The sequence below is a fragment of the Geobacter argillaceus genome, assembly GCF_007830735.1.
Taxonomy (GTDB): Bacteria; Desulfobacterota; Desulfuromonadia; order Geobacterales; family DSM-12255; genus Geomobilibacter; species Geomobilibacter argillaceus.
Window position 1 is genome coordinate 103,436 of the sequence record NZ_VLLN01000010.1, and the last position, 21,810, is coordinate 125,245.

Genomic DNA, 21,810 nt, shown 5'->3' on the forward strand with positions numbered 1-21,810 from the left:
GGAAACCCCGCCCCTACAGTGCCGTCGGAAAAATTGATGCCCTACGAACTGTTCATCGGCCTGCGCTATCTGAAGGCCAAGCGGAAGTCGACCTTTATCTCCATCATCACCCTGATCTCCACGGCCGGCGTTGCCCTGGGGGTGATGGCCCTGATCATCGTCCTGGCGGTGATGACCGGCTTTGAAGAGGACCTGAAGGAGAAGATCCTCGGCACCAACGCCCACATCGTGGTGTTGGGCAGCGGCGGGAGCATCGACGATCCGAAAGGGGTCATGGCCCGGCTCGGGAAGTTCGACGGCGTGGTGGCGGCAACTCCCTTCATCTACAATCAGGTGATGCTGGCTGCCGGCAAGAACGTCTCCGGCGTGGTGCTGCGCGGCATCGATCCCCAGAGTGACCGGCAGGTGACCAATCTGCACAAGGCGATGGTCCAGGGACGGCTCGAAGAGCTGGCCAACGGTACCTCGCCGACCCCGGCGGCCGCGGCAGAACCGAGGCTTCCCGGCCTGGTGATCGGCAAGGAGCTGGCCAGGAACCTGAACCTCTATGTGGGCGATACGGTGAATGTCATCTCCCCCCTGGGGAACATCACCCCCCTGGGGATGATCCCGAAGATGAAGCAGTTCCGGGTGGCCGGGATCTTCAATACCGGCATGTTCGAGTACGACACCACCCTGGCCTATGCGGGAATTGGCGAGGCCCAGTCGTTCCTGGGAATGGGAGCCTCGGTAACCGGCATCCAGCTCAAGGTGGCCGATGTCTACAAGGCCGGCGAGCTTTCCCGGCGGATCAACCGGGAACTGGGCGGGGCGTTCTACGCCAGGGACTGGATGCAGATGAACCGGAACATCCTCTTTGCCCTGAAGACGGAAAAGACGGTCATGTTCATCATCCTCACCCTCATCGTTCTGGTGGCGGCCTTTGGCATCGCTTCCACCCTGTTCATGGTGGTGATGGAGAAGACCAAGGATATCGCGATCCTCAAGTCCATGGGGGCCACCGGTCGGAGCATCATGCGGATCTTCATCTTCGAGGGGTTGATCATCGGGGTACTCGGCACGCTGATTGGCCTGCTGGGTGGACTTCTGGTCGCCCTGAACCTGGAGGCGATCGTTGGGGTGGTTCAGCGGCTGACCGGTTTCGAGCTGTTCAGCAAGGACGTCTACTATCTGGACCGTTTTCCTTCCCAGGTGGTCCCGGCCGACGTGGTCCTGGTGGCGGTGACGGCGGTGCTGATCTCTTTCGTGGCCACGCTCTACCCGTCGTGGCAGGCGGCGAAGCTTATGCCGGCCGAGGCCCTGCGGTATGAGTGACCCTCTTATTCAGGTGGCGGGGCTCCAGAAATCCTATGGGAGCGGTGCTGCGCGGGTGGAGGTGCTGAAGGGGATCGACCTGGCCGTGCAGGCCGGCGAGTCGGTGGCCCTGGTCGGGGCTTCCGGGGCCGGCAAAAGCACCCTGCTCCATCTGCTGGGGGCGCTTGATCGGCCCACCGCCGGCGAGGTCCGCTTCAGCGGCGAGGATATCTTCCGGCGCAGCGACCAGCAACTGGCCTTATTCCGGAACCGGAGCATCGGCTTCGTGTTCCAGTTTCATCACCTGCTCCCGGAGTTTACGGCACTGGAGAACACCATGATGCCGGCCCTGATCGGTGGGATGAAGCGGGATGAGGCAAAGGGTATTGCCGCTGATCTTCTTGCCGCTGTCGGGCTCGGCCATCGGGTCACCCACAAGCCGGGGGAGCTCTCCGGCGGGGAGCAGCAGCGGGTGGCCATTGCCAGGGCGCTGGTGCTTTCGCCGCGGCTGGTGTTGGCGGACGAGCCGACCGGGAACCTGGATATGAAGACCAGCAGCGAGATCCATGATCTTTTCGCCGGTCTCCGCGAACGGATCGGGATTACTCTGGTTATCGTCACCCATAACGAGCAGCTGGCCGCCCGCCTGGGTAGGACGGTCCGGCTGGTGGACGGGAAAATCGGTGACTGGTAAGATATGAATTTTTTTATTAACGACGTGCTTGTTTTGGAGGGCATTTGCTCCGTTCATTCAAAATTATAATAGTAGCACTGCTGGGCGTCCTTCTCTGCGGTTCCGTGGCCTTTGCCGAAACCGAGCAGAGGATCGGCCAGGTGGTCATCAAGGGGAACCGGCGAATAGAAAGCGCTGCCATTGCCAATGTTCTCAAGGTGAAAGACGGGGATCCGTTTTTCCCTGAGAAGGTGGATGCCGATGTGCGGGCCATCTACAAGCTCGGCCACTTCCAGGATGTAAAGGCTGAGACCTCGACGGGCGAAAAGGGACTGGTACTCACCTACCTGGTGACCGAGAAACCGGTTGTCAGGGTGATTACCATCGAGGGGAACAAGGAACTGAGCCTGGAAAAGGTTCGCGATGCCCTCGATATCAAGCCGAACAGCATTTTCTCCCAGAAGGAACTGGCCAAAGGGATCAGGAAGGTCAAAAAACTCTATGCCGACGAAGGTTACTACCTGGCGGAGGTGCAGGAAAAGGTTGAGAAGCGTGCGGAAAACGAACTGAATCTGCGCATTACCGTTACCGAAGGGGATAAGATACTTATCCGGCAGATCCGCTTTGACGGCAACCGGGCATTCACTGCCGGCAAGCTCAAAAAGGCAATGGAGACTAAGGAGAAGTGGTTTTTATCCTGGCTCACCGGGGCCGGTACCTACAAGGAAGAGGTTCTGAAAAACGACGCGGCAGCCATTGCCGATCTCTACTTCAACAACGGTTATGTCAATGTGAAGGTCGGCGAGCCGAAGATCGAGCTTTTGCCGGATAAATCCGGCCTGACGGTAACCATCGCTATCACCGAGGGGGACCAGTTCCGAACCGGTACGATCAATTTCAAGGGGGACCTGCTGGAGTCGCACGATGCGCTGGCCAAGCTCGTGAAGCTGAAAAGCGGCGAACTGTTCAGCCGGGCGACCCTGCGGATGGATATCTTTACCCTGACCGATCTCTATGCCGACAAGGGATACGCCTTTGCCAACGTAAACCCCCTTACCAGGCTCAACCCCGAGCAGAAGAACATCGACCTGACCTTCGACTTTGAAAAGGGGGAGAAGGTCTATATCGACCGTATCAATATCTCCGGCAACACCAAGACCCGCGACAAGGTCATACGCCGGGAATTGAAGCTGGCCGAAGGCGACCTGTACGGCAGCACGGCCATCAAGAAGAGCAAGCAGAACCTGATGAACCTGGGATTCTTCGAAGAGGCCAACCTGGCCACGGCCAAGGGGGGTAGTGACAACAAGCTCAACCTGAATGTGGAGGTGAAGGAGAAACCGACCGGCACCTTCAGCATCGGCGGCGGTTACAGCTCGCTGGACGGCCTGATCGGCCAGGGGTCGATCCAGCAGGCCAACTTCCTCGGCCTCGGCCTGAAGATGAACGCCTCCGCCTCCATCGGCGGCAAGTCCCAGACCTACAACCTGGGCTTGACGGATCCGTATTTCATGGACAGTCGCTGGACCGTGGGGGGCGACATCTACCGGACCGAACGGCAGTATATCGACTACACCCGCCGGGCCACCGGTGGCGACATCAAGGCCGGCTACCCCCTGAGCGACACGGTGAGCAGTTTCTTCGTGTACAAGTACGAGGGAAAACAGATATATAACCAGTCCCAAAGCCTGCTGGACAGCATCCGGAACGGGCTCATAACCGCGCCGGAAACCACCTCCACCACCAGCGCCATCTCGGCAAGCCTGAACCGGAACAGTACCGACTATCGACTTGACCCGACCAGAGGGATGACGAACAGCCTGTCGGTGGAGTTTGCCGGCCTGGGCGGCACCACCCGTTATCTCCGCTATCTCGGCCAGAGTTCCTATTACATTCCGGCGTTCTGGAGTGCGGTCTTTTCGGCCCATGCCACCCTTGGCCATATCCAGGCGCTCGGCAAGGAGGTTCCGATCGACGAGAAGTTCTATCTCGGCGGCATCAGCACGGTGCGCGGCTATGGTGGCAGGACCATCAGTCCGTTCCGAACGAACACGGTCGTGGGCACCGACGTGGACGGCATCAAATCCGTCTCCATTGCCCGTGCCTACATCGGCGGCGATACGGAGGCCATCGGGAACCTGGAACTGGTCTTCCCCATCCTGAAAGAGGCGGGTCTCAAGGGGGTGCTCTTCTTTGACGCCGGCAACGCCTACGAGAAGGCAAGCGACATCTTTTCCAGCATGAGGACCAGCTACGGCTTCGGGGTCCGCTGGTTTTCACCCATCGGCCCACTCCGTCTGGAGTACGGCATTCCGCTCAACCCCCGCAAGGATATCGACTCCAGTGGCGGCAAGCTGGAGTTTTCCATCGGCGGTTTTTTCTGATCTCGATATTACTTAGGACGCGAACTTAGCATAGACAAGGAGAATCCCATGAAACGCATCGTTGTATTCGTCTTTGCGGCACTGCTTGTTGCCGCGGCCCCGGCCATGGCCGAGGTGAAACTCGGCTCGGTGGATATCCAGAAGATCCTGCTTACCTCGGAAGCCGGCAAGGAGGCCAAGGACCAGCTTTCCCAACGGGCCGCCAGATATGAGCAGGAGAAGAACGGCAAGGAGGAAGAGCTCAAGAAGCTGAAGGGCGAGCTGGAGAAACAGAGCGTGCTCCTCTCCGAATCGGCCCGGGGCGCCAAGGAGAAGGACTACCAGCAGAGACTGAAGGAGTTCCAGCGGTTTCTGAAGGATGCCCAGGATGACCTCCAGACCAAAAACGACGAGCTGACCAACCGGCTTGTCGAGGAGATCGTCAAGGTGGTTCAGGAGTATGGCCGCAAGAATGGCTTTACGTATGTTTACGTCAAGAACGAGGGGATGATCTACATTGATGAGAAATCAGATCTGACTGAAGATATCCTTCGCCAGTTCAATGCGTTGAAAAAGATGGGCGATCAGATCAAGAAGTGATGAATCAGTTCGATGTTCGATGTTGAAGATCCGAAAACCTCGAACATCGAACAGCCTTTGAGGTAGAAACGTGGGAATGACTCTACAGGAACTTGCCGAGTATCTCGGCGGCCGGGTGATCGGCGACGCCGCCGTCCGTATCAGCGAGTTAGGCACGCTGGACGATGCCGGCGAGGGGCAGATCACCTTCCTGGCCAACCCCAGGTATGCGGCCAAGGTGGCTACAACCAGGGCTGCGGCGGTGATCCTGCCCCCGGGGGCGGAGAACCACGGCCGAAACGCCATTGAGGTGGCCAATCCCTATCTTGCATTTGCAAAGCTGCTTACCCTGTTTACCAGCAGTCCCCGTGTTGCCCATGGGGTCATGGAAGGGGCATTCGTAGCGGCTACTGCGGTCATTGGCGCCGACGCCACACTGTACCCCGGGGTGTTCGTTGCCGATAACGTGCGAATCGGCGAGCGGGTGACTCTCTATCCGGGTGTCACCCTTTATCCCGGTGCGGTGCTGGGGGACGACGTCACCCTTCATAGCGGAGTCGCCGTACGGGAAGGATGCCGGATCGGCAGCAGGGTCACCATTCACAACGGTTCGGTCATCGGCAGCGACGGTTTCGGTTATGCGCCGGACGGTCCTGCCTGGTACAAGATCCCCCAGATCGGCATCGTGGTGATCGAGGACGACGTGGAGATCGGCGCCAACACGGTCATCGACCGGGCAGCCCTGGAGGCCACCGTGGTGAGGCGCGGTACCAAGATCGACAACCTTGTCCAGATCGCCCATAACTGCGTGATCGGCGAGAACTGCATGATCGTCTCCCAGGTGGGGGTTTCGGGCAGTACCAAGCTCGGGAACCATGTGACCCTCGGGGGACAGGTGGGGATTGCCGGCCATCTTACGATCGGCGACAATGTCATGATCGCGGCCCAGTCCGGGGTGCCGGGGAATGTGCCGGCCGGTCAGGTGCTGAGCGGCAGTCCGGCTATTCCCCACCGGGAGTGGCTGAAGGCCTCAACCGTTTTCGGTCGTCTGCCGGAGCTGCGCAAGACCGTTGCCGGCCTGGAGAAGCGGCTGGCAGAGCTGGAAGGGAAGGCAGAAAAATCGATGAATGGCTAAGTGGTTGAGTGGGGGCAATTTGAACACTCTATGCTTTTGATGCTACTTTATTGCCCTTTGAATTTTCGTCCCATCGGGACAGAATGCTTGTAGCCGGGGGATTCATCCCCCGGTGTCGGATTGGATTTTACCTTCGGTCACGTCCGTGACGAACGAACATTTTACTTGAACCCCGGCGATAAATCGCCGGGCTACAGGCATTCTGTCCCGATGGGACGTAATCTGACAATGTAGAATGAATACCTGTTTTTCATTGAATGGAGTGGCAGATGATAATGGACATCAACGAGGTTATGAGAATCCTTCCGCACCGCTATCCGTTCCTCCTGGTTGACCGGGTCGTGGAGCACGAGGCGGGTAAGCGGATTGTCGGCATCAAGAACGTGACCATCAACGAGCCGTTTTTCCAGGGGCACTTTCCCGGCCACCCGGTAATGCCGGGGGTGCTGATTATCGAGGGGATGGCCCAGGTGGGGGGGATTCTCGCCTATCTCGCCTCGGATGACGAGGTCAGGAAGAAGGTCTGCTATTTCGCCGGGATCGATAACGCCAAGTTCCGCCGCCCGGTCCGGCCCGGTGACCAGCTCCGGATCGAGATGACCGCCACTGCCTGCAAGCGCGGCATCTGGTGCTTCAGCGGCAAGGCATTCGTTGACGACAAGCTGGCGGCCGAGGCGGAACTGAAGGCGACGTTCGCCGAGATGGACAGACAGTAAAAACGGTGACTGGTAACTCGTGACTGGTGACGGGAAAATAGCTTCCTGAACCCGGCTGCGAGTTACTTGTTGCGTTCCTGAGGAGCATAGTTATGATTCATGCAACAGCAATTATCCATCCCGGCGCCGAACTGGCCGAGGATGTGGAGATCGGCCCCTATGCCGTCATCGGCGGGCAGGTGAAGATCGGCAAGGGAACCAGGGTCGGCCCCCATGCGGTCGTGGAGGGGTGGACCACCATCGGCGAGTACAACCATATCTTTCAGCTGGCTTCTGTCGGCGCCATTCCCCAGGACCTCAAGTACAAGGGGGAAGAGACCTATCTGAAGATCGGCGACCGGAATACCATCCGCGAGTTCTCCACCATAAATCTCGGCACGGTCACCGGCGACGGCGAGACCACCATCGGCAACGACAACCTGTTCATGGCGTACTCCCACGTGGCTCACGACTGCCATATCGGCAACAGTGTCATCATGGCCAATGCCGCTACCCTGGCGGGCCATATCACCGTGGAAGACTTTGCCAACATCGGCGGTCTTTCGGCTGTCCACCAGTTTACCCGGATCGGCGCCCATTCCATGATCGGTGGTGGAACACTGGTGGGCCGGGATCTTCCCCCCTTCACCATTGCCGCCACCGGCAACAAGCGGGACGCCGAACTGCGCGGCGTGAACCTGATCGGTCTCAAGCGGCGCGGGTTCACTGACGAGGCGATCTCCTCCATCAAAAAAACCTACCTGATCTTCACGTCGGACTGCAAGGCCGACGAGGCGTTGACCCGGATACGGGCCGAGGTGCCGCAGACGCCGGAGGTGCAGCAGTTCCTGGCGTTCGTGGAATCTTCGCAACGGGGCTGTATCAGGTAGGCGAATGAACCTGAATTAAACACAGAGGCACAGAGTACACGGAGTAAATGCAGAGTTTGACCATTGTCGGAAAGGTGATGGTTTTCTCCGTGTCCTCCGTGTCTCCTCCGTGTTGAACTGGGGGGGTCCTTCCCGTCGGCTGGGAAGGACAGGGAGACATCGTTCGTTGGGCAAGCGGATCATGATAGTTGCCGGCGAGGCCTCCGGTGACATGTACGGCGCCAGGCTCGTCGAAGAGGCGCTTCAACTGGAGTCGGACGTCCGGTTCTTCGGGATTGGCGGCGCCGACATGCGGGCCGCCGGTGTCGAGACCCTGGTGGACGCCAATACACTGGCCGTGATGGGGCTGGTGGAGGTGGTTTCCCAGTTCCGGGTCATCGCCAGGGCCTTTAGCACCCTCAAACGGATCATCCGCACCACCCCCCCGGACCTGCTGATCCTCATCGACTATCCCGGTTTCAATCTGCGTCTCGCTGCCGTGGCCAAGGCTGCCGGGGTGCCGGTCCTGTACTACATCAGCCCCAAGGTCTGGGCCTGGCGTCCCGGGCGGGCGAAGAAGATCGCCGCGACGGTGAGTCACGTGGCAGTGATCTTCCCGTTCGAGGTACCGATCTACGAGAAGGTAGGGGCGCCGGTCACCTTTGTCGGCCACCCGCTGCTGGAGATGGTAGCACCGGCCATGACCCGTGCCGCGGCGCTGGAGGCGTTCGGGCTCACGGGGGGGCGTGTCGTGGGGCTGTTTCCGGGGAGCCGCAGGAGCGAGATCACCTCCCTCCTGCCGGTGATGCTGGCGGCGGCGGCCCTGCTCAAGGAGCGCTTTCCCGACCTGCGGTTCGTCCTCCCCCTGGCGTCCAGCATCGAACGGAGCCTGGTGGATGGTCTGCTGGCCGGTGCCGGCGTGGAGGCAACCGTCGTCCGGGGGAAGAACTACGATGTCATGCAGGTCTGCGATGCCATCATTGCCGCGTCGGGAACCGTTACCCTGGAGATCGCCCTCATGGGCATCCCCGAGGTCATCATCTATAAGGTGGCGCCGCTTACCTATGCCGTGGGGAAACGGCTGGTGAAGGTGGCGCATATGGGGATCGGCAACATCGTGGCGGGCGAGCGGGTGGTGCCGGAACTCCTGCAGCACGAGGCAGAGCCGCTGCCGATTGCCGACGCCATCGGGCTATACTTCACCGACCGCGACTATCGGGAGATGGTGGTTGCCAAGCTGAAGGGGATACGCGAAAAGCTCGGTACACCGGGCGCCTCGGAGCGCGTCGCCAGACTGGCCCTCGGAATGGCTGCCGGATACGAAAAATAATTCTGAAAGGGCATTTGAAACACTGAGCAACAGCGCAACGGAGAAGTCTTGAGAACCAATGGGGTAACCGTCTCGGTGACTTATTTTCTTGATGTAATTTTTTGATTTCTCAGTTGCTCCGTTGCTCAGTGTTATTCCAAATGCCGTTCATGGGATAAATGGAAACCTTTAAACGTCTGCTTACCTACAGCAAGCCCTACACCTGGCGCATCATCATCTCCGCCATCGCGTCTCTGGTGGTCGGCGGTATGGACAGTGGCTTCGCCTATCTGGCCGGACCGGCGCTGAAACAGATCTTTTCGGACAACAACCGGCTGCTGCTCCAACTCCTGCCCATGGCTATCATTGCCATTTTCCTGTTGCGGGGCTTAAGCCGGTACGTTAACGAATACTTCATCCGCACCGCGGGCCAGCTGGCGATCCAGGATATCCGCAACGAAATCTACCGGAAGAACATGGCACTGAGCATCGGGTATTTCGCCAGCAACCAGACCGGCAGCCTCATGTCGCGGGTCCTGAACGACGTGACCATGATGCAGGAGGGGGTGGCGAACGTCATCACCAGTTTCTTTCGTGACGGATTCGGGGCGCTGTCTCTGCTGGGGCTGATCTTCTATCTCAACTGGAAGCTGGCGCTCATCGCCTTTCTGGTGATTCCCGCCTCTGTGGTGCCGGCCCAGAAGATCGGCCGGCGGATCAAGAAAGCGTCCCAGGAGAGCCAGGGGCGGATGGGGGAGCTGACGAGCATTCTCCAGGAGAGCTTTTCCGGGATCAAGGTGATCAAGGCCTTTGCCCTGGAACCGCGGGAGGTAGCCAAATTTGCTGCCGCCAACCTTGGTTTTTACCGTTTCATGCGGAAAGGGATCAAATACGAGGGGGTGTCGGTGCCTATCATGGAACTCCTCACCTCCCTGGGGATTGCCGGCGTCCTCTGGTTCGGCGGGTACCAGGTCATCAGCGGCGCCATGAAACCGGAAGCGCTGCTGTCGTTCATCGCGGCCATGGTCCTGCTGTTCAATCCGATCAAGAAGCTGAGCGGCACCTTCAATACCCTGCAACGCTCGCTGGGCGCGGCAGAGCGGGTTTTTGCCTCCATCGACGAACTGCCCGAGATCGTCGACCCGGCTCTGCCGGTCACCCTGGAGCAGGCGCGGGGCGACGTGCAGTTCCGCGATGTCTGGTTCACCTACGGCGACCAGGAAGAGTGGGTCCTCAGTGGAATCGACATCGAGGCCAGGCGGGGAGAGATCGTCGCCCTGGTGGGTCCTTCCGGCGGCGGCAAGACCACCCTGGTCTCGCTGATCACCCGGTTTTACGACGTCAGCCGGGGAACTGTCCTGCTCGACGGCAACGACATCCGTACTCTCAGGCTGCAGGACCTGCTCGGTAATGTGGCCCTTGTCGATCAGGAAACGATCCTGTTCAACGACACCATTGCCAACAATATCCGCTACGGCAGGCCGGATGCGACCGATGCCAGTGTGGAGGCGGCTGCCAGGGCCGCCTTTGCCCACGACTTCATCATGGAGATGCCCGAAGGGTATGCCACCGGCATCGGCGACCGGGGTGTCCGCCTTTCCGGCGGCCAGCGCCAGCGGCTCTGCATTGCCCGGGCCATCCTGAAAGATGCGCCGGTCCTGATCCTGGACGAGGCGACCAGCGCCCTGGACACCGAGAGCGAACAGATGGTGCAGCAGGCCCTGAACAACCTGATGCGGAACCGGACCACCTTTGTTATCGCCCACCGGCTCTCCACCGTCCTTCATGCCGACCGGATCGTGGTGCTGGAGGGGGGGCGGATCGTGGAAAGCGGCAGCCACAGCCAGCTCCTGGCCCTTGACGGTACCTACCGGCGTCTGTACGACATGCAGTTCCAGGAATCATGAAGCAACTGCGCCGCGACATCGCCAGGTTCCTGAGTGTCGGGCTCGCTCCCTATCTCCTTTACGTGCTGATCCGTCTGCTGCACGCCAGCATGCGGATCGAGGTGCAGGGCAGTCGGGTCATGCCCTCCTTTACCGAGCGCGGCGAAGGATTCATCGGCATCTTCTGGCATGGCCGTCTGTTGATGATCCCCTTTCTCTATCCGGGGAAATGGATGCATGTCCTGATCAGTACCCACCGTGACGGCGAGATCATTGCCAGGGTCATGGAGCGATTCGGGTTCCGGCTGGTACGGGGATCGTCGAAAAAGGGGGGCACAGCGGCACTGAAGGAGATGGTCAGGCTGCTGCGGGAGGACAAGGACGTCGCCATCACGCCGGACGGCCCCAAAGGTCCCCGTGAAGTCGCAAAGCCCGGCGTTGCCCAGGTGGCCAGACTTTCCGGCAAGGCGGTCATCCCGATGGCTTTTGCTGCGTCCCATGCATGGCGGATGGGGAGCTGGGACCGCTTTCTCATCCCCAAGCCGTTTTCCCGTGGGGTTTACGTGGTCGGCGAACCGCTTCGCTACCGTGATGGCGAGGAGCCGGAGGCATTCCGGGTCCGGATCGAGGCTGCCCTGCGGGACGTGACGGAGAGGGCGGACAATTACTTCGGTTCGAGGTTCGAGGTTCGAGGTTCGAGGTAACGGCAACATCCAGCAGCTTCAGGCTGCTCTGCGGGACGTGACGAAACGGCGGGTACATACGTTGGTTTGATGTCCGAAATTGCTTTAACATCGAACATCGAACATCGAACAGGTTTTGTTTATGTACGTTCTTTACAACATTCTGCTCTGGCTGGCGCTGCCGTTCATCCTCGCCTACCACCTCTATCGTTCCGTCAGTAGAGGGCGACCGGCGGCATTCGGCGAGCGTTTCGGCTTTGTCGACAATGCCATTACGGCCCCGGTTGCCGGGCGATCGCCGATCTGGGTCCATGCCGTGTCGGTCGGCGAGACCATTGCTGCCAAGCCGCTTCTGAAGGGGCTGAAGGAGCGGTGGCCGAACCGTCCCCTCATCCTCTCCAACATGACCGAAACCGGCCGGGCCATCGGCCAGGGGATCAGGGACGTGGACCTGGCCCTCCACTTTCCCTTTGACTACCCCTTTGCGGTCCGCAGCTTGCTTTCGCGAGTCAGACCGGCGCTCATCGTCATCGTCGAGACCGAGATCTGGCCGAACTTTGTCCGGATCGCCCGGGAAAGGGGGATTCCGGTGGTGATGGTGAATGGTCGCATCTCCGACCGCTCGTACAGCCGTTACCTGCGGCTGCGCCGGTTTTTCGGGCCGATCCTTGCCCACTTTTCCGCCCTGTGCATGCAGAGTGCCGAGGACGGCAGGCGCATAGCCGCCATCGGCGCAGACCCCGCCAGGGTCTTTGTCGCGGGCAATCTGAAGTACGATATCGCCGTGATTGTCCCGACCCCGGACGAACGTCTTGCCATCCGCACCGCCTACCGCCTGCCGCCGGAAGCGCTGGTGGTAACGGCCGGCAGTACCCATCCCGGTGAGGAGGTTTTGGTGATTGCCGCCTTCCGGGCCTTGCTGGCTGCCGGTTTGCCAGTGGTACTGGTTCTGGTGCCACGCCATCCGGAGCGGGCCGACGAGGTGGCCGGTCTCCTGGAGAAAGCCGACCGTGCCTATGTCCGTCGTTCCGGGCTGGGAGCGGCTACCCCCTTGATTGCGCCGGGACGGGTGCTCCTGGTGGACACCATCGGCGAGCTCATGCGTCTGTATGCCGTGTCGGATCTGGTGTTTGTCGGCGGAAGCCTGGTGCCGGTCGGCGGGCACAACCTCCTGGAGCCGGCATCCCTGGGGGTTCCGGTCGTCTTTGGACCGTACATGGAGAACTTTCGCGAGATATCGCGGCTGGCGCTGGCCGGAGAGGGCGGGGTGCAGGTCGCGGATGAAAGCGCCCTTGGCGCGGCCCTGGCTACCCTGTTGCAGGATGCCGACCGGCGCCTCACCATGGGGGAACGGGGCCGGCGCATCGTCGCGGAGAATGGTGGGGCAACGGAGAGGCATCTGGAGGTAATTGAGCGGTTGCTGGATGAGAGGCCGGCAAGGACGTGAGGAGTGAGGAGTGAAGGGTGAGGAGTATTTCAAGGCGCTGCTGAACGGTGAGACGCAGAAGGTAGCCGATCGGCTGCTGCTGGTCCTGCTGCGGGGCTGTGCCGTTCCGTACTCCCTGGCCATGCGGCTGCGGGCCTTTGCCTTTGCTGCGGGTCTGCTCCGGTCGCGCAGACTGCCCCAGCCGGTGATCTCGGTGGGGAACATCACCGTCGGCGGCACCGGCAAGACCCCCATGACCGCCTGGCTTGCCCGCTACGTCATGTCACGGGGCAAACGGGTGGCGGTTCTCAGCCGGGGGTACGGCGGGAGCCTGGAGGGAACCGTTGCCATTGTTGCCAACGGCGAGCAACGGCTCCTTACTCCGGAAGAGGCTGGCGACGAGCCGTGCCTGCTGGCCGATCTGGTGCCGGGGCTGATGGTGGTGATCGGCAGCGACCGTTATCGGGCCGGATGCCTGGCCATGGAGCGGCTGAACCCGGACATCTTCATCCTGGACGACGGGTTTCAGCATCTGCGGCTGCAACGGGACCTGGATATCCTGCTTCTCGATAGCAGGCAGCCGTTCGCCAATGGCCGTATTCTGCCTGCCGGTCTCCTGCGGGAACCGCTCTCGTCAATCGGTCGGGCCGATATGGCGCTGTTCACCCGCTGTGTCGATGATTCGTTGCCTGATGCGAAGCTCCCGGCCGGCCTTCCTGTCTGTCATGCCCGACACCGGCTGGTCGGTTTTACCACCCTGTCGGGCGGGCCGGTACGCCGATTCGGGGAATTGGCCGGACAGAGGGGACTGGCCTTTGCCGGGATCGCCGACCCGGCGGGATTCTTTGACGAACTGGAGCGGGAAGGGGCAGAGCTGGCCGCCACCCTGGCCTTTCCCGATCATACCGTGTACGGCGACGAGGAGTGCGCGGCCCTGGCCAGGCTTCGCACGTCGGCACGGGCCGATTACCTGATTACCACCGCCAAGGATGGGGTCAAGCTGAAGGCGTTGGGGGCGGATGATTTCCCGTGTTATGTGGCGTCGCTGGAACTGGAGATAGCCGATGCCGCCCCCCTCTGCCGGCGGCTGGATAAACTGCTTCAAAACGGGAGATAGATATGGCACTATCCGAGGAACTTCTGGCGATTCTTGCCTGCCCGCAATGCAAGGGTGGGCTCCAGTACGAGCAAGAACTGCCTGCCCTGACCTGCAACGTCTGCCGGCTTCGTTATCCGGTCCGGGAAGGGATTCCGGTGATGCTGGTGGATGAGGCGGAGTTATTGTCGTAAGGGGTGAGGTGTAAGGAGTGAGGGGCAAGACAATCGATCCGGCAAATATCGGGGAAATTCTCATACGTGCCGTGAACTGGCTGGGTGATGCGGTGATGACCACCCCGGCCATCGGAACGGTGCGGGAGTTCTTTCCAACAGCACGGATCACGCTCCTGGCTACCCCGCTGGTTGCCGAGCTTTTCACGCCCCATCCCTGGGTTGACGAACTGTTGGTGTACGACCGGAACGGGCGTCACCGTGGCATTGGTGGCAGGCTGAGGCTGGCTGCGGAGTTGAACGCGCGTGCCTTCGATCTGGCGATCATCCTGCCGAACTCCTTTGATTCCGCACTGGTTCCCTGGCTGGCCGGGATTCCCCGCCGGCTGGGCCTGCGAAGCGACGGCCGGGGGATGCTTCTGAACTACGGCATGCCGAAGAGCCTGCAGTCAACCACCGGTCATCAGTCAGAGGCCTACCGAGCCATTTTGGCCCACTTCGGCATAACCGCATCGGCCAAACCCCAGCTACTGGCGACAACGTCGGCAGAGGATGGTGCGATTGCGGAACTGCTCAGGTCCGGCAATATCAATCCGGACGATGTTGTGGTCGGTATCAACCCCGGTGCCACCTACGGCTCGGCCAAGCGCTGGTACCCGGAGCGGTTTGCAGCCGTGGCCGACGACCTGGCCGGCCGGTGGGGGGCGAAGATCGTCATAACCGGCGGCCCGGACGAGACCGGGATCGCGGCCGATATTGCCGCAACCATGACCTCTCCCTGCCTTAACCTGGCCGGCAGGACCAAGGTCAGGGAGTTGATGGCGGTCATCAAGCGGTGCACTTTCTTCGTCACCAACGATTCCGGGCCGATGCACATCGCTGCTGCCTTTGGCGTGCCGCTGGTGGCCATTTTCGGCTCCACCGACCACACGACGACCTATCCTCTGGCAGAGCATGCACTGGTCGTTTGTCAACAGGTCGACTGTGCCCCCTGCATGAAGCGGGAGTGTCCGACTGACCACCGTTGCATGACCGCCGTTACCCCGGCGATGGTGGTGGAAGCGGCGGAAAAACTGAAAACCAGTTCGACGTTCTAAGTTCGAAGTTCGACGTTGAAAAGACTCGAACCGCGAACCTCGAACCTCGAACCTCGAACCAGTTATGAGAGTATTGATCGTAAAAACCTCCGCCCTCGGCGACATCATCCATGCCTTGCCGGTGTTGGATTACCTGCATCAAGTGGTACCCGGCATCGAGGTGGACTGGGTGGTGGAAGAGCCGTTCCGTGACCTGCTGGCGGGGAATCCTCTCGTCTCGCAGCTGCACACGGTGCGCACCAAGGTATGGCGCCGGTCTCCCTTTGCCACCGCGACCCGACGGGATATCGCCGCGCTGAAGGAGTCCCTGCGCGAGCGGCGCTACGACATAGTGTTCGATATCCAGGGAAATCTGAAAAGTGGCCTCATTGACTGGCTGAGCGGTGGCGAAGAGGTACTGGGCTTTACCGGCGATGACCTTCAGGAGCGGATCAACCTGCTCTTCACTACCCGCCATATTCCTCTGCGCAGCCAGGACCGCCATGTGACCGACAAGTATCTGCGGGTGGTCAGCACCCCCTTTGGCAGGGATTTCCGGCAGTATGAACTGCGCACCGATATTCATACCTCGCCGGAGGACGAACAGGCGGCAGAGGCGTTGATGGCTACCCTGGGTGAAGGTCTGGTGTTCCTCTTCCATACCGGCACCACCTGGCAGACGAAGTTCTGGCATCAGGAGGGGTGGATCGATCTGGGCAGGCAACTGCTTGCCGGCTATCCCGAGTCAACGGTTCTCCTGTCCTGGGGGAACGAGGCGGAACGGCAGACCGTGACCGGGCTTGCCACCTCCATCGGCCCCGGTGCCAGGGTAACCGACCGTTACTCGCTGAAGGGGCTTGCCGCACTCCTCAAGAAGGTCGATCTGGTCGTTGGCGGCGATACCGGTCCTGTTCACCTTGCCGCGGCAGTCGGCACGCCGACGGTTTCTCTGTATCGCTCAAGCGACGGCAATGGCAGCGGTCCGCGCGGCAACAGCCATGTCGTCATTCAGTCGCCGATCTCCTGTACCCGTTGCTTCCGCACCAAGTGCGAGCGGGATGAGGAGTGCCGGAGGAGTATTACGGTGGAGATGGTCATGAACGGGGTGAGGAAGTTGATTGGATGAGTGCTGCACTGGAGGGAACACAGTAATGGTGATATCCGTCGTTCTCATAACCAAGAATGAGGAAAAAAATGTTGCCCCTTGTTTGGAGAGTGTTCGTTGGGCAGATGAACTAATAGTCATTGACTCGTTTAGCACAGATCAAACTGTCGAAGTTTCAAGGAGATTCACAGATAAGGTTTTTCAACGGGAATGGCCCGGAATGGTTGGTCCTCAACGAAATGTCGGTTTGGACATTGCCGTGTCACAATGGGTACTTTTTCTCGATGCCGATGAACGAATAACCGAAGCCCTTAAGGACGAAGTTCTTGGATTCATTCACTCACCTTTGGCCGAGATTTATGCAGCTGGTGAAATCCCGCGAAAGAATTATTTTTTTGGCAAATGGTTGAAATGTTCATATCCCAACTATACGCGAAGACTTCTCAAGAAGGGAGCGGGTCGCTATAATGAACAACCAGGTCTGGGTTTTGATTCTATGAGTGTAGACAAAGGCCAGATATATCATTTCCGCAATCCTCTTGAACATTTCACTTCTGAGACATTGGCGCAACGATTCCGAAAAATTGATTTTGATTCCAGTCTTCAGGCTGATGAAAAATTTAGGGCTGGCAAGGGCGTAAATTTTGGCAAGCTATTACTCAATCCATTGATGAATTTCTGCAAAATTTATTTTCTAAAGAAGGGCCTGCTGGAAGGAATCCCCGGCTTTCTCTACGCTGTACTTTCTTCTTTTAATACTTTTTTCAAATATGCCAAACTTTGGGAGCTTAGCGTCTCAGAGACACTCCGTACAGATAGGGGACAGAAGGACTGACCATGAATCAATTGTTCATTGACGAATTTGTAGGGATCTCAAACCGCCTTGAAGCCCTTCCTCTGGCATTCGCGATACGTAGGGCGTATGGCCATGATATCGTGCTCGACTGGCGGGAGCTTGATTCGTTCAGTATTGACGAGACCCGGCGCGGGACTGTGCGCATCATGGCCCGACTCGGCGCGTTGCGGATAAGGGATTGCGACGAGGCGTTGTTTGCCTCGCTTAAGGGTAAAAAGATTATTCTCCGCTCGCTCAATGGTCCGGCCGAGCTGCTTGACCCGATCTACCTGGAAGTGGCCCGCAAGATACATCTGTGTCCGGCACTGACAGAGGATATTCGCGCCACCTTTGACCGGGTCGCGGGGCGTCCCATTGTTGGTGTTCATATCAGGCACGGCGATTTTACGGTGACGAATGAGGAAATGTACGACGTCAGAGGCACTCAATGGCCCGCCGTGCCAGTCTGGTGGTACGAAAAGACAATGGCGGCCGTTGCTACCCGCCAGAAGGATGTCTGCTTCTTTCTGTCCTGCACCGGAGACCCGGCCGCTTTCTCGACGCTCCACCGGAATTTTGATGTCATCACCCTGGGGATCGACTCACCCTATGCCTACAAAGGGCCCGATCACGACTCGCGCGTTAATCCGGTTGCCGATCTCTTCGCATTGGCCTGCTGTCCGGTAATACTGGCAACCCCCATTTCCTGCTACTCCCACTGGGCGGCAAACGTCTTGGGAAAGCCAACGGACTGTATTGTTCCCCGACCGGGGGCGACGCCGGCAGCCCCGTTGAAGGGATTGCTGCAGCTTCACGGCAAGCGTCTGCCGCGCTGGCAGGCTGCTGGCCGCGAGGGAGTGGACATTACCACCATCTCCGACGTCTTCGAATCGGTCGACCTGTCTCGCAGCGCCGACACAAGCTGGCTTTAGGTCATCGGGAAGGAACTAAAAAGAAGAGATGAGTACAACGATCGTCATACCGCTCTACAATCAGCTGCATTACACGCAGCAATACCTCGAGAGCCTGCTGTTGCTGGGGCACAGATTCTGCTGATTGACAACGGCTTCTCTGATGGGACTGCAGAGTACTTGGCCGGCCGCACGGACGTCAACGTCATCTCCAATCAAGAAAACCTGGGTTGCGCCGGGGCTTGGAATCAAGGGGTGCGACAAACCGCCTCCGAATGGCTGGTGATCCTGAACAATGATGTGCTTGTATACCCAATACACCTTATTAAGGTATGTCAAGGGCCGTGAGCTGTGGGCAAAAGCCGATAGGAAACAACAATGAACAGCTCCCCTGAAACCATCCTGATCGTCTGTATCCGTTTGATCGGCGACGTCATTTTGACGACGCCGCTGATCGGCCTGCTCAAGGAGGCCTATCCGGAGGCGGCAATCGACCTCCTGGTAGGGAAGGGAACCGGTGAATTCCTGGAGAAAGATCCCCGTATCCGCCGTGTGCACTATTCGGAAAAAGGCGGGACGGGGTATTTTCGGGAGATATTCCGCAAGTACGATCTGGCGATCAATATGAATGCCTCGGATCGGGGGAACATTGCCGTTCTCTTTGCCGGCAGGACGACGAGGGTCGGATTCTATCAAGGGTGGGGGGGGGGCTGGCGGAACCTCTGGAAGAGGCTCTTCTTTACGCATCCCATTCCATTTCCTGGCTATATGCATGTTGCTCGCATCAGTCAGCTGGTTTCCGAAGGGCTGGGTCACCGGGTTGAACGTCTGGAGGCAAAGGTCTATTGGGATGCTGCCGACCAAACGGCGGTTACTGAAACCCTTCGGACCCTGGACGTCATCGGCTCGTATTTTGTTATCCATCCGTTTGCCCGGTGGGATTATAAATACTGGCGCATGGAGCGGTTTGCGGAAGTGAGCGATGCCCTGGTCGACCGATATGGCCTGCAGCCGGTCTGGACGTCGTCGCCGGACGCGCGCGAGATCGAATTGCTCGGCCAGGCTGCCTTGCTCTGCCGACACCGGCCGGCCCTGATCACTGGAGAGTTCAGTCTCAACCGGATGGCCTGCCTGCTTGCCAGTGCAACTTTCTACCTCGGCCTTGATACGGCGGTCAGCCACCTGGCAGCTACCGTCGGGGTGCCGATGGTGGCCCTTTACGGACCGACCTTTGCCGAACGTTGGTCCCCGTGGAACAACAGCGGTCCGGCTGCTCAACAGTGCCCGGCTCTGCGCGGGAATCAGCAATGCGGCAGTATGGTGCTGCTCCAAAGCGATGAGGAGTGTGTACCGTGCGGCAACGCAGGGTGTGGCGATCTGGGCGGCGAGAGCCGCTGTCTGGCGGCTATCGGGACCGAGGATGTCCTGGCTGCGGCTGAGCGGTTGCTGGCAGGCAAGGAGCAAGCGTGCAACCGGTAACGCGATGGCTGGTCCTTTCCTATTTTTCGCGCATTGACGGCATGGCCTGCGCTCAGCATCTGGATGATCGAATCCCCTATTTGAGAGCAAACGGGATCGAACCGCTACTTCTTACCGGGGTGTGTGGTGGGCGCTGGCCGCAAATGGTTCATTCACGGGTTCCGTCTCTGGGACCGTCCGGAATCCGGTTCGAACTGCGTCACCTACGGCGACGGAGCAAATGGTGGAAGATGCTGGCGCCGGTGCTTACCATTTTGCTCCTCCCCTTCTATCTGCTGGAGAAATTGATAATCGATCTGGACAGTCAATGGTCCTGGTTCCCTCTGGCGATACTGAAGGGGGGACGCCTCTGCCGCCAGCATCAGCCCGAAGTCATCTACTCGACCGGAGGCCCGGCCAGTGCCCATCTGGCGGCAGCCATAATCTCCCGTCGCAACGGTTTGCCGTGGATAGCTGAAGTCCAGGACCCGCTGGTGCATGGAGACTGGCTGCGCAGTCGGCGTGCGTTGGCGGTTTTCAGCTGGCTGGAGCGTTTAATCTGCCGTCGTGCCGATGCCATTGTCTTTCTGACTGACGAAGCCCGTGAGGCGGCCGAACGCCGAACTGGCTTGGGACGACGTGGTTGGACCATTTTCCCAGGGGCGGATCCGTCTGCCATGCCGGATGTTGTGTACGAAAGGAGTGCCTTTTGCCGCTTCGCGCATTTCGGCTCGTTGGGAGGCTCCCGAAACCTGAAAGTATTCTTGGAGGGGTTACGTCTCCTGCTCGAGGAAAGACCGGAATTGGCTGATGTGATCCGGCTTGATCTCTACGGGACCTGTGATCGTCTCTCGCGACGGTTAATCAGTGAGTTCCTGGCGCCAGGGGTTATCCGAGACTATGGACGTATACCGCGTAACGAATCACTGGTGGCCATGAAGCATTGCGATGTCCTGCTGCTCATCCAGAACACTGAGGAGTTTTCATCCGAGACGATTCCCTCAAAAACCTATGAATATCTGCATGTGGGGCGCCCGGTCCTAGGGTTGGTGCATCATAATCCTGGGCTTTCCCGGATGCTTGCGGCGCTTGGACACACCTCAGTATCCGCCGGTTCGCCCGAGGCGGTGAAACAGGCGATAGCCGACTGTTACAGCGGCTGGAAGAGTGCCGGCAACACGCCGGGGCAGCCGGTCTCCCCCTATACGGTGGCAGCGGCCGTTACCGAAATCATGTCCATTGCCGCTGTTGTTGGCCAGAAGGACTCAGGCGGACGCCATGGCTGAATGCAGCATCATCATCGTCACCTACAACGGGTTACACGATTACACCGTCCCCTGCCTGGAGAGCATTTTCGGCAACAGCGGCAGCGAGGACTACGAAGTCATCGTTGTGGATAACAACTCATCAGACGGCACCCCGGCCTATCTGACGGAACTGTCCGGACGCGAACCCCGGCTGAAATGCGTCCTCAATGCAACCAACCGCGGCTTTGCCGGTGGCAACAACGACGGCATCGGCAGGGCAACCGGCCGGATCATTGTCCTGTTGAACAACGATACCCGTGTGACCGGGGGATGGCTGGCTACCATGCGCTCTGCGCTGCTTGACGACCGGTCAATCGGTCTATTGGGACCGGTTTCCAATGCGGTCGGCAACGAACAGAAGATCTTCACCAGCGGCACGACGCCGGAGGAAATCCTAGCTGAGGGTGCGCAGTGGACCCGGCGGAGCGCTGGTGAAACCTTTGAAGCCGAGCGGCTCGGCTTCTTTTGCGTGGCGATGCGCCGGGATGTGCTCGAAACCGTCGGAGTATTGGACGAGGCCTACGATCTGGGGTTTTTCGAGGACGACGATTACTGCATCCGGGTGCGGCAGGCAGGATACCGACTGTTATGCCGAGAGGACATCTTTCTCTATCACCGTGGAAGCGGATCGTTCGGCAAGATGCCCAGACAGACAAAGGAATTATTGAAAAAGAACCGCGTACTTTTGGAGCGAAAATTCGGGAACCTGCCGCTTCCCCGTCATCCGCGGGACCGGCAGTTGGACCTTGTGGAGCAGTATGTGCGACGCCTTTCTGACACGAAAGACTATGAACGTATACAGCACAAAATCAACAACCGCTTGCATCTGGCGATGAATATGAAACCACGTGGCCTGTTCAAACGCCTTCGCTATCTCATACGTCTCAGGGCAGTGCGACGTTGCATCTTTTCACTATGATTTGCAGTCCACCCCATGA

Annotated in this window: 21 protein-coding genes; all 21 read left to right on the forward strand. The window is 59.4% G+C overall.

The genetic code is table 11. From position 1 onward, the window contains the following. The first annotated feature begins 36 nt into the window (after positions 1 to 36). The 21 genes from JN12_RS09880 (at position 37) to JN12_RS09980 (ending at position 21,791) form a co-directional block, all read left to right on the forward strand. Positions 37 to 1,314, forward strand: a complete 1,278-nt coding sequence (locus tag JN12_RS09880; RefSeq protein ID WP_145021909.1) for a lipoprotein-releasing ABC transporter permease subunit — start codon at positions 37 to 39, stop codon at positions 1,312 to 1,314. Further along, positions 1,307 to 1,987: an ABC transporter ATP-binding protein gene (locus tag JN12_RS09885; protein ID WP_145021912.1), complete on the forward strand. Its 681-nt coding sequence runs from the start codon at positions 1,307 to 1,309 to the stop codon at positions 1,985 to 1,987. The genes JN12_RS09880 and JN12_RS09885 overlap by 8 nt, the downstream gene beginning before the upstream one ends. 44 nt (positions 1,988 to 2,031) lie before the next feature. Beyond that, positions 2,032 to 4,350: an outer membrane protein assembly factor BamA gene (gene bamA / locus JN12_RS09890; RefSeq protein WP_145021915.1), complete on the forward strand. Its 2,319-nt coding sequence runs from the start codon at positions 2,032 to 2,034 to the stop codon at positions 4,348 to 4,350. Positions 4,351 to 4,398: 48 nt separating this feature from the next. Continuing rightward, a complete protein-coding gene (locus JN12_RS09895; protein ID WP_145021918.1) occupies positions 4,399 to 4,929 on the forward strand; it encodes an OmpH family outer membrane protein in 531 nt (176 codons plus the stop codon). A gap of 76 nt (positions 4,930 to 5,005) precedes the next feature. Then, the gene (gene lpxD, locus JN12_RS09900) at positions 5,006 to 6,043 is read left to right on the forward strand and encodes a UDP-3-O-(3-hydroxymyristoyl)glucosamine N-acyltransferase (RefSeq protein WP_170241891.1); all 1,038 of its coding nucleotides are present in this window, start codon (positions 5,006 to 5,008) and stop codon (positions 6,041 to 6,043) included. 257 nt (positions 6,044 to 6,300) lie between these two features. After that, positions 6,301 to 6,759: a 3-hydroxyacyl-ACP dehydratase FabZ gene (gene fabZ / locus JN12_RS09905; protein WP_407925381.1), complete on the forward strand. Its 459-nt coding sequence runs from the start codon at positions 6,301 to 6,303 to the stop codon at positions 6,757 to 6,759. Between the two features lie 92 nt (positions 6,760 to 6,851). Further along, complete coding sequence (gene lpxA / locus JN12_RS09910; RefSeq protein ID WP_145021927.1) at positions 6,852 to 7,628, forward strand: acyl-ACP--UDP-N-acetylglucosamine O-acyltransferase; 777 nt, start codon at positions 6,852 to 6,854, stop codon at positions 7,626 to 7,628. Between the two features lie 181 nt (positions 7,629 to 7,809). Further along, the gene (lpxB, locus tag JN12_RS09915; protein WP_145022061.1) at positions 7,810 to 8,937 is read left to right on the forward strand and encodes a lipid-A-disaccharide synthase; all 1,128 of its coding nucleotides are present in this window, start codon (positions 7,810 to 7,812) and stop codon (positions 8,935 to 8,937) included. Positions 8,938 to 9,095: 158 nt separating this feature from the next. Then, positions 9,096 to 10,823: a lipid A export permease/ATP-binding protein MsbA gene (gene msbA / locus JN12_RS09920; protein ID WP_145021930.1), complete on the forward strand. Its 1,728-nt coding sequence runs from the start codon at positions 9,096 to 9,098 to the stop codon at positions 10,821 to 10,823. Continuing rightward, positions 10,820 to 11,506 (forward strand): lysophospholipid acyltransferase family protein, encoded by a 687-nt coding sequence (locus JN12_RS09925; protein ID WP_145021933.1) that lies wholly within the window; start codon positions 10,820 to 10,822, stop codon positions 11,504 to 11,506. Before msbA ends, JN12_RS09925 begins: the two co-directional genes overlap by 4 nt. Positions 11,507 to 11,627: 121 nt before the next feature. After that, positions 11,628 to 12,932 carry a 3-deoxy-D-manno-octulosonic acid transferase gene (locus tag JN12_RS09930; RefSeq protein ID WP_145021936.1) on the forward strand — a complete coding sequence of 435 codons (1,305 nt, stop codon included), beginning with the start codon at positions 11,628 to 11,630 and terminating at the stop codon, positions 12,930 to 12,932. Positions 12,933 to 12,942: 10 nt separating this feature from the next. Beyond that, complete coding sequence (lpxK, locus tag JN12_RS09935; RefSeq protein WP_145021939.1) at positions 12,943 to 14,028, forward strand: tetraacyldisaccharide 4'-kinase; 1,086 nt, start codon at positions 12,943 to 12,945, stop codon at positions 14,026 to 14,028. 2 nt (positions 14,029 to 14,030) lie between these two features. Beyond that, complete coding sequence (locus tag JN12_RS09940; protein ID WP_145021942.1) at positions 14,031 to 14,201, forward strand: Trm112 family protein; 171 nt, start codon at positions 14,031 to 14,033, stop codon at positions 14,199 to 14,201. 17 nt (positions 14,202 to 14,218) lie between these two features. Further along, positions 14,219 to 15,277, forward strand: a complete 1,059-nt coding sequence (waaF, locus tag JN12_RS09945; protein WP_246125826.1) for a lipopolysaccharide heptosyltransferase II — start codon at positions 14,219 to 14,221, stop codon at positions 15,275 to 15,277. Between the two features lie 64 nt (positions 15,278 to 15,341). Next, on the forward strand, positions 15,342 to 16,382 hold the full coding sequence (gene waaC, locus JN12_RS09950) for a lipopolysaccharide heptosyltransferase I (RefSeq protein ID WP_145021945.1): 1,041 nt from the start codon (positions 15,342 to 15,344) through the stop codon (positions 16,380 to 16,382). A 25-nt stretch (positions 16,383 to 16,407) separates the two neighbouring features. Next, positions 16,408 to 17,196 (forward strand): glycosyltransferase family 2 protein, encoded by a 789-nt coding sequence (locus JN12_RS09955; protein WP_145021973.1) that lies wholly within the window; start codon positions 16,408 to 16,410, stop codon positions 17,194 to 17,196. 2 nt (positions 17,197 to 17,198) lie between these two features. Continuing rightward, positions 17,199 to 18,128, forward strand: coding sequence for an O-fucosyltransferase family protein (locus JN12_RS09960; RefSeq protein ID WP_145021976.1), 930 nt, complete (start codon positions 17,199 to 17,201; stop codon positions 18,126 to 18,128). A gap of 159 nt (positions 18,129 to 18,287) precedes the next feature. Beyond that, positions 18,288 to 18,455 carry a glycosyltransferase family 2 protein gene (locus JN12_RS20785; protein ID WP_246125827.1) on the forward strand — a complete coding sequence of 56 codons (168 nt, stop codon included), beginning with the start codon at positions 18,288 to 18,290 and terminating at the stop codon, positions 18,453 to 18,455. Between the two features lie 30 nt (positions 18,456 to 18,485). Continuing rightward, positions 18,486 to 19,586 (forward strand): glycosyltransferase family 9 protein, encoded by a 1,101-nt coding sequence (locus JN12_RS09970; RefSeq protein ID WP_145021979.1) that lies wholly within the window; start codon positions 18,486 to 18,488, stop codon positions 19,584 to 19,586. Then, the gene (locus JN12_RS09975) at positions 19,574 to 20,851 is read left to right on the forward strand and encodes a glycosyltransferase (protein WP_246125828.1); all 1,278 of its coding nucleotides are present in this window, start codon (positions 19,574 to 19,576) and stop codon (positions 20,849 to 20,851) included. The genes JN12_RS09970 and JN12_RS09975 overlap by 13 nt, the downstream gene beginning before the upstream one ends. Beyond that, positions 20,844 to 21,791 (forward strand): glycosyltransferase family 2 protein, encoded by a 948-nt coding sequence (locus tag JN12_RS09980; RefSeq protein ID WP_145021982.1) that lies wholly within the window; start codon positions 20,844 to 20,846, stop codon positions 21,789 to 21,791. The genes JN12_RS09975 and JN12_RS09980 overlap by 8 nt, the downstream gene beginning before the upstream one ends. Positions 21,792 to 21,810 lie beyond the last annotated feature (19 nt).

Coding starts and splice junctions, on each gene's coding strand:
- JN12_RS09925 (WP_145021933.1), top strand. CDS start 10,820: ATGAAGCAACTGCGCCGCGACATCGCCAGGTTCCTGAGTGTCGGGCTC.
- lpxD (WP_170241891.1), top strand. CDS start 5,006: ATGACTCTACAGGAACTTGCCGAGTATCTCGGCGGCCGGGTGATCGGC.
- fabZ (WP_407925381.1), top strand. CDS start 6,301: ATGGAGTGGCAGATGATAATGGACATCAACGAGGTTATGAGAATCCTT.
- waaC (WP_145021945.1), top strand. CDS start 15,342: ATGAGAGTATTGATCGTAAAAACCTCCGCCCTCGGCGACATCATCCAT.
- JN12_RS09970 (WP_145021979.1), top strand. CDS start 18,486: ATGAACAGCTCCCCTGAAACCATCCTGATCGTCTGTATCCGTTTGATC.
- msbA (WP_145021930.1), top strand. CDS start 9,096: ATGGAAACCTTTAAACGTCTGCTTACCTACAGCAAGCCCTACACCTGG.
- lpxB (WP_145022061.1), top strand. CDS start 7,810: ATGATAGTTGCCGGCGAGGCCTCCGGTGACATGTACGGCGCCAGGCTC.
- JN12_RS09960 (WP_145021976.1), top strand. CDS start 17,199: ATGAATCAATTGTTCATTGACGAATTTGTAGGGATCTCAAACCGCCTT.
- JN12_RS09895 (WP_145021918.1), top strand. CDS start 4,399: ATGAAACGCATCGTTGTATTCGTCTTTGCGGCACTGCTTGTTGCCGCG.
- JN12_RS09980 (WP_145021982.1), top strand. CDS start 20,844: ATGGCTGAATGCAGCATCATCATCGTCACCTACAACGGGTTACACGAT.
- JN12_RS09880 (WP_145021909.1), top strand. CDS start 37: ATGCCCTACGAACTGTTCATCGGCCTGCGCTATCTGAAGGCCAAGCGG.
- JN12_RS09940 (WP_145021942.1), top strand. CDS start 14,031: ATGGCACTATCCGAGGAACTTCTGGCGATTCTTGCCTGCCCGCAATGC.
- JN12_RS09930 (WP_145021936.1), top strand. CDS start 11,628: ATGTACGTTCTTTACAACATTCTGCTCTGGCTGGCGCTGCCGTTCATC.
- JN12_RS09885 (WP_145021912.1), top strand. CDS start 1,307: ATGAGTGACCCTCTTATTCAGGTGGCGGGGCTCCAGAAATCCTATGGG.
- JN12_RS09955 (WP_145021973.1), top strand. CDS start 16,408: ATGGTGATATCCGTCGTTCTCATAACCAAGAATGAGGAAAAAAATGTT.
- lpxA (WP_145021927.1), top strand. CDS start 6,852: ATGATTCATGCAACAGCAATTATCCATCCCGGCGCCGAACTGGCCGAG.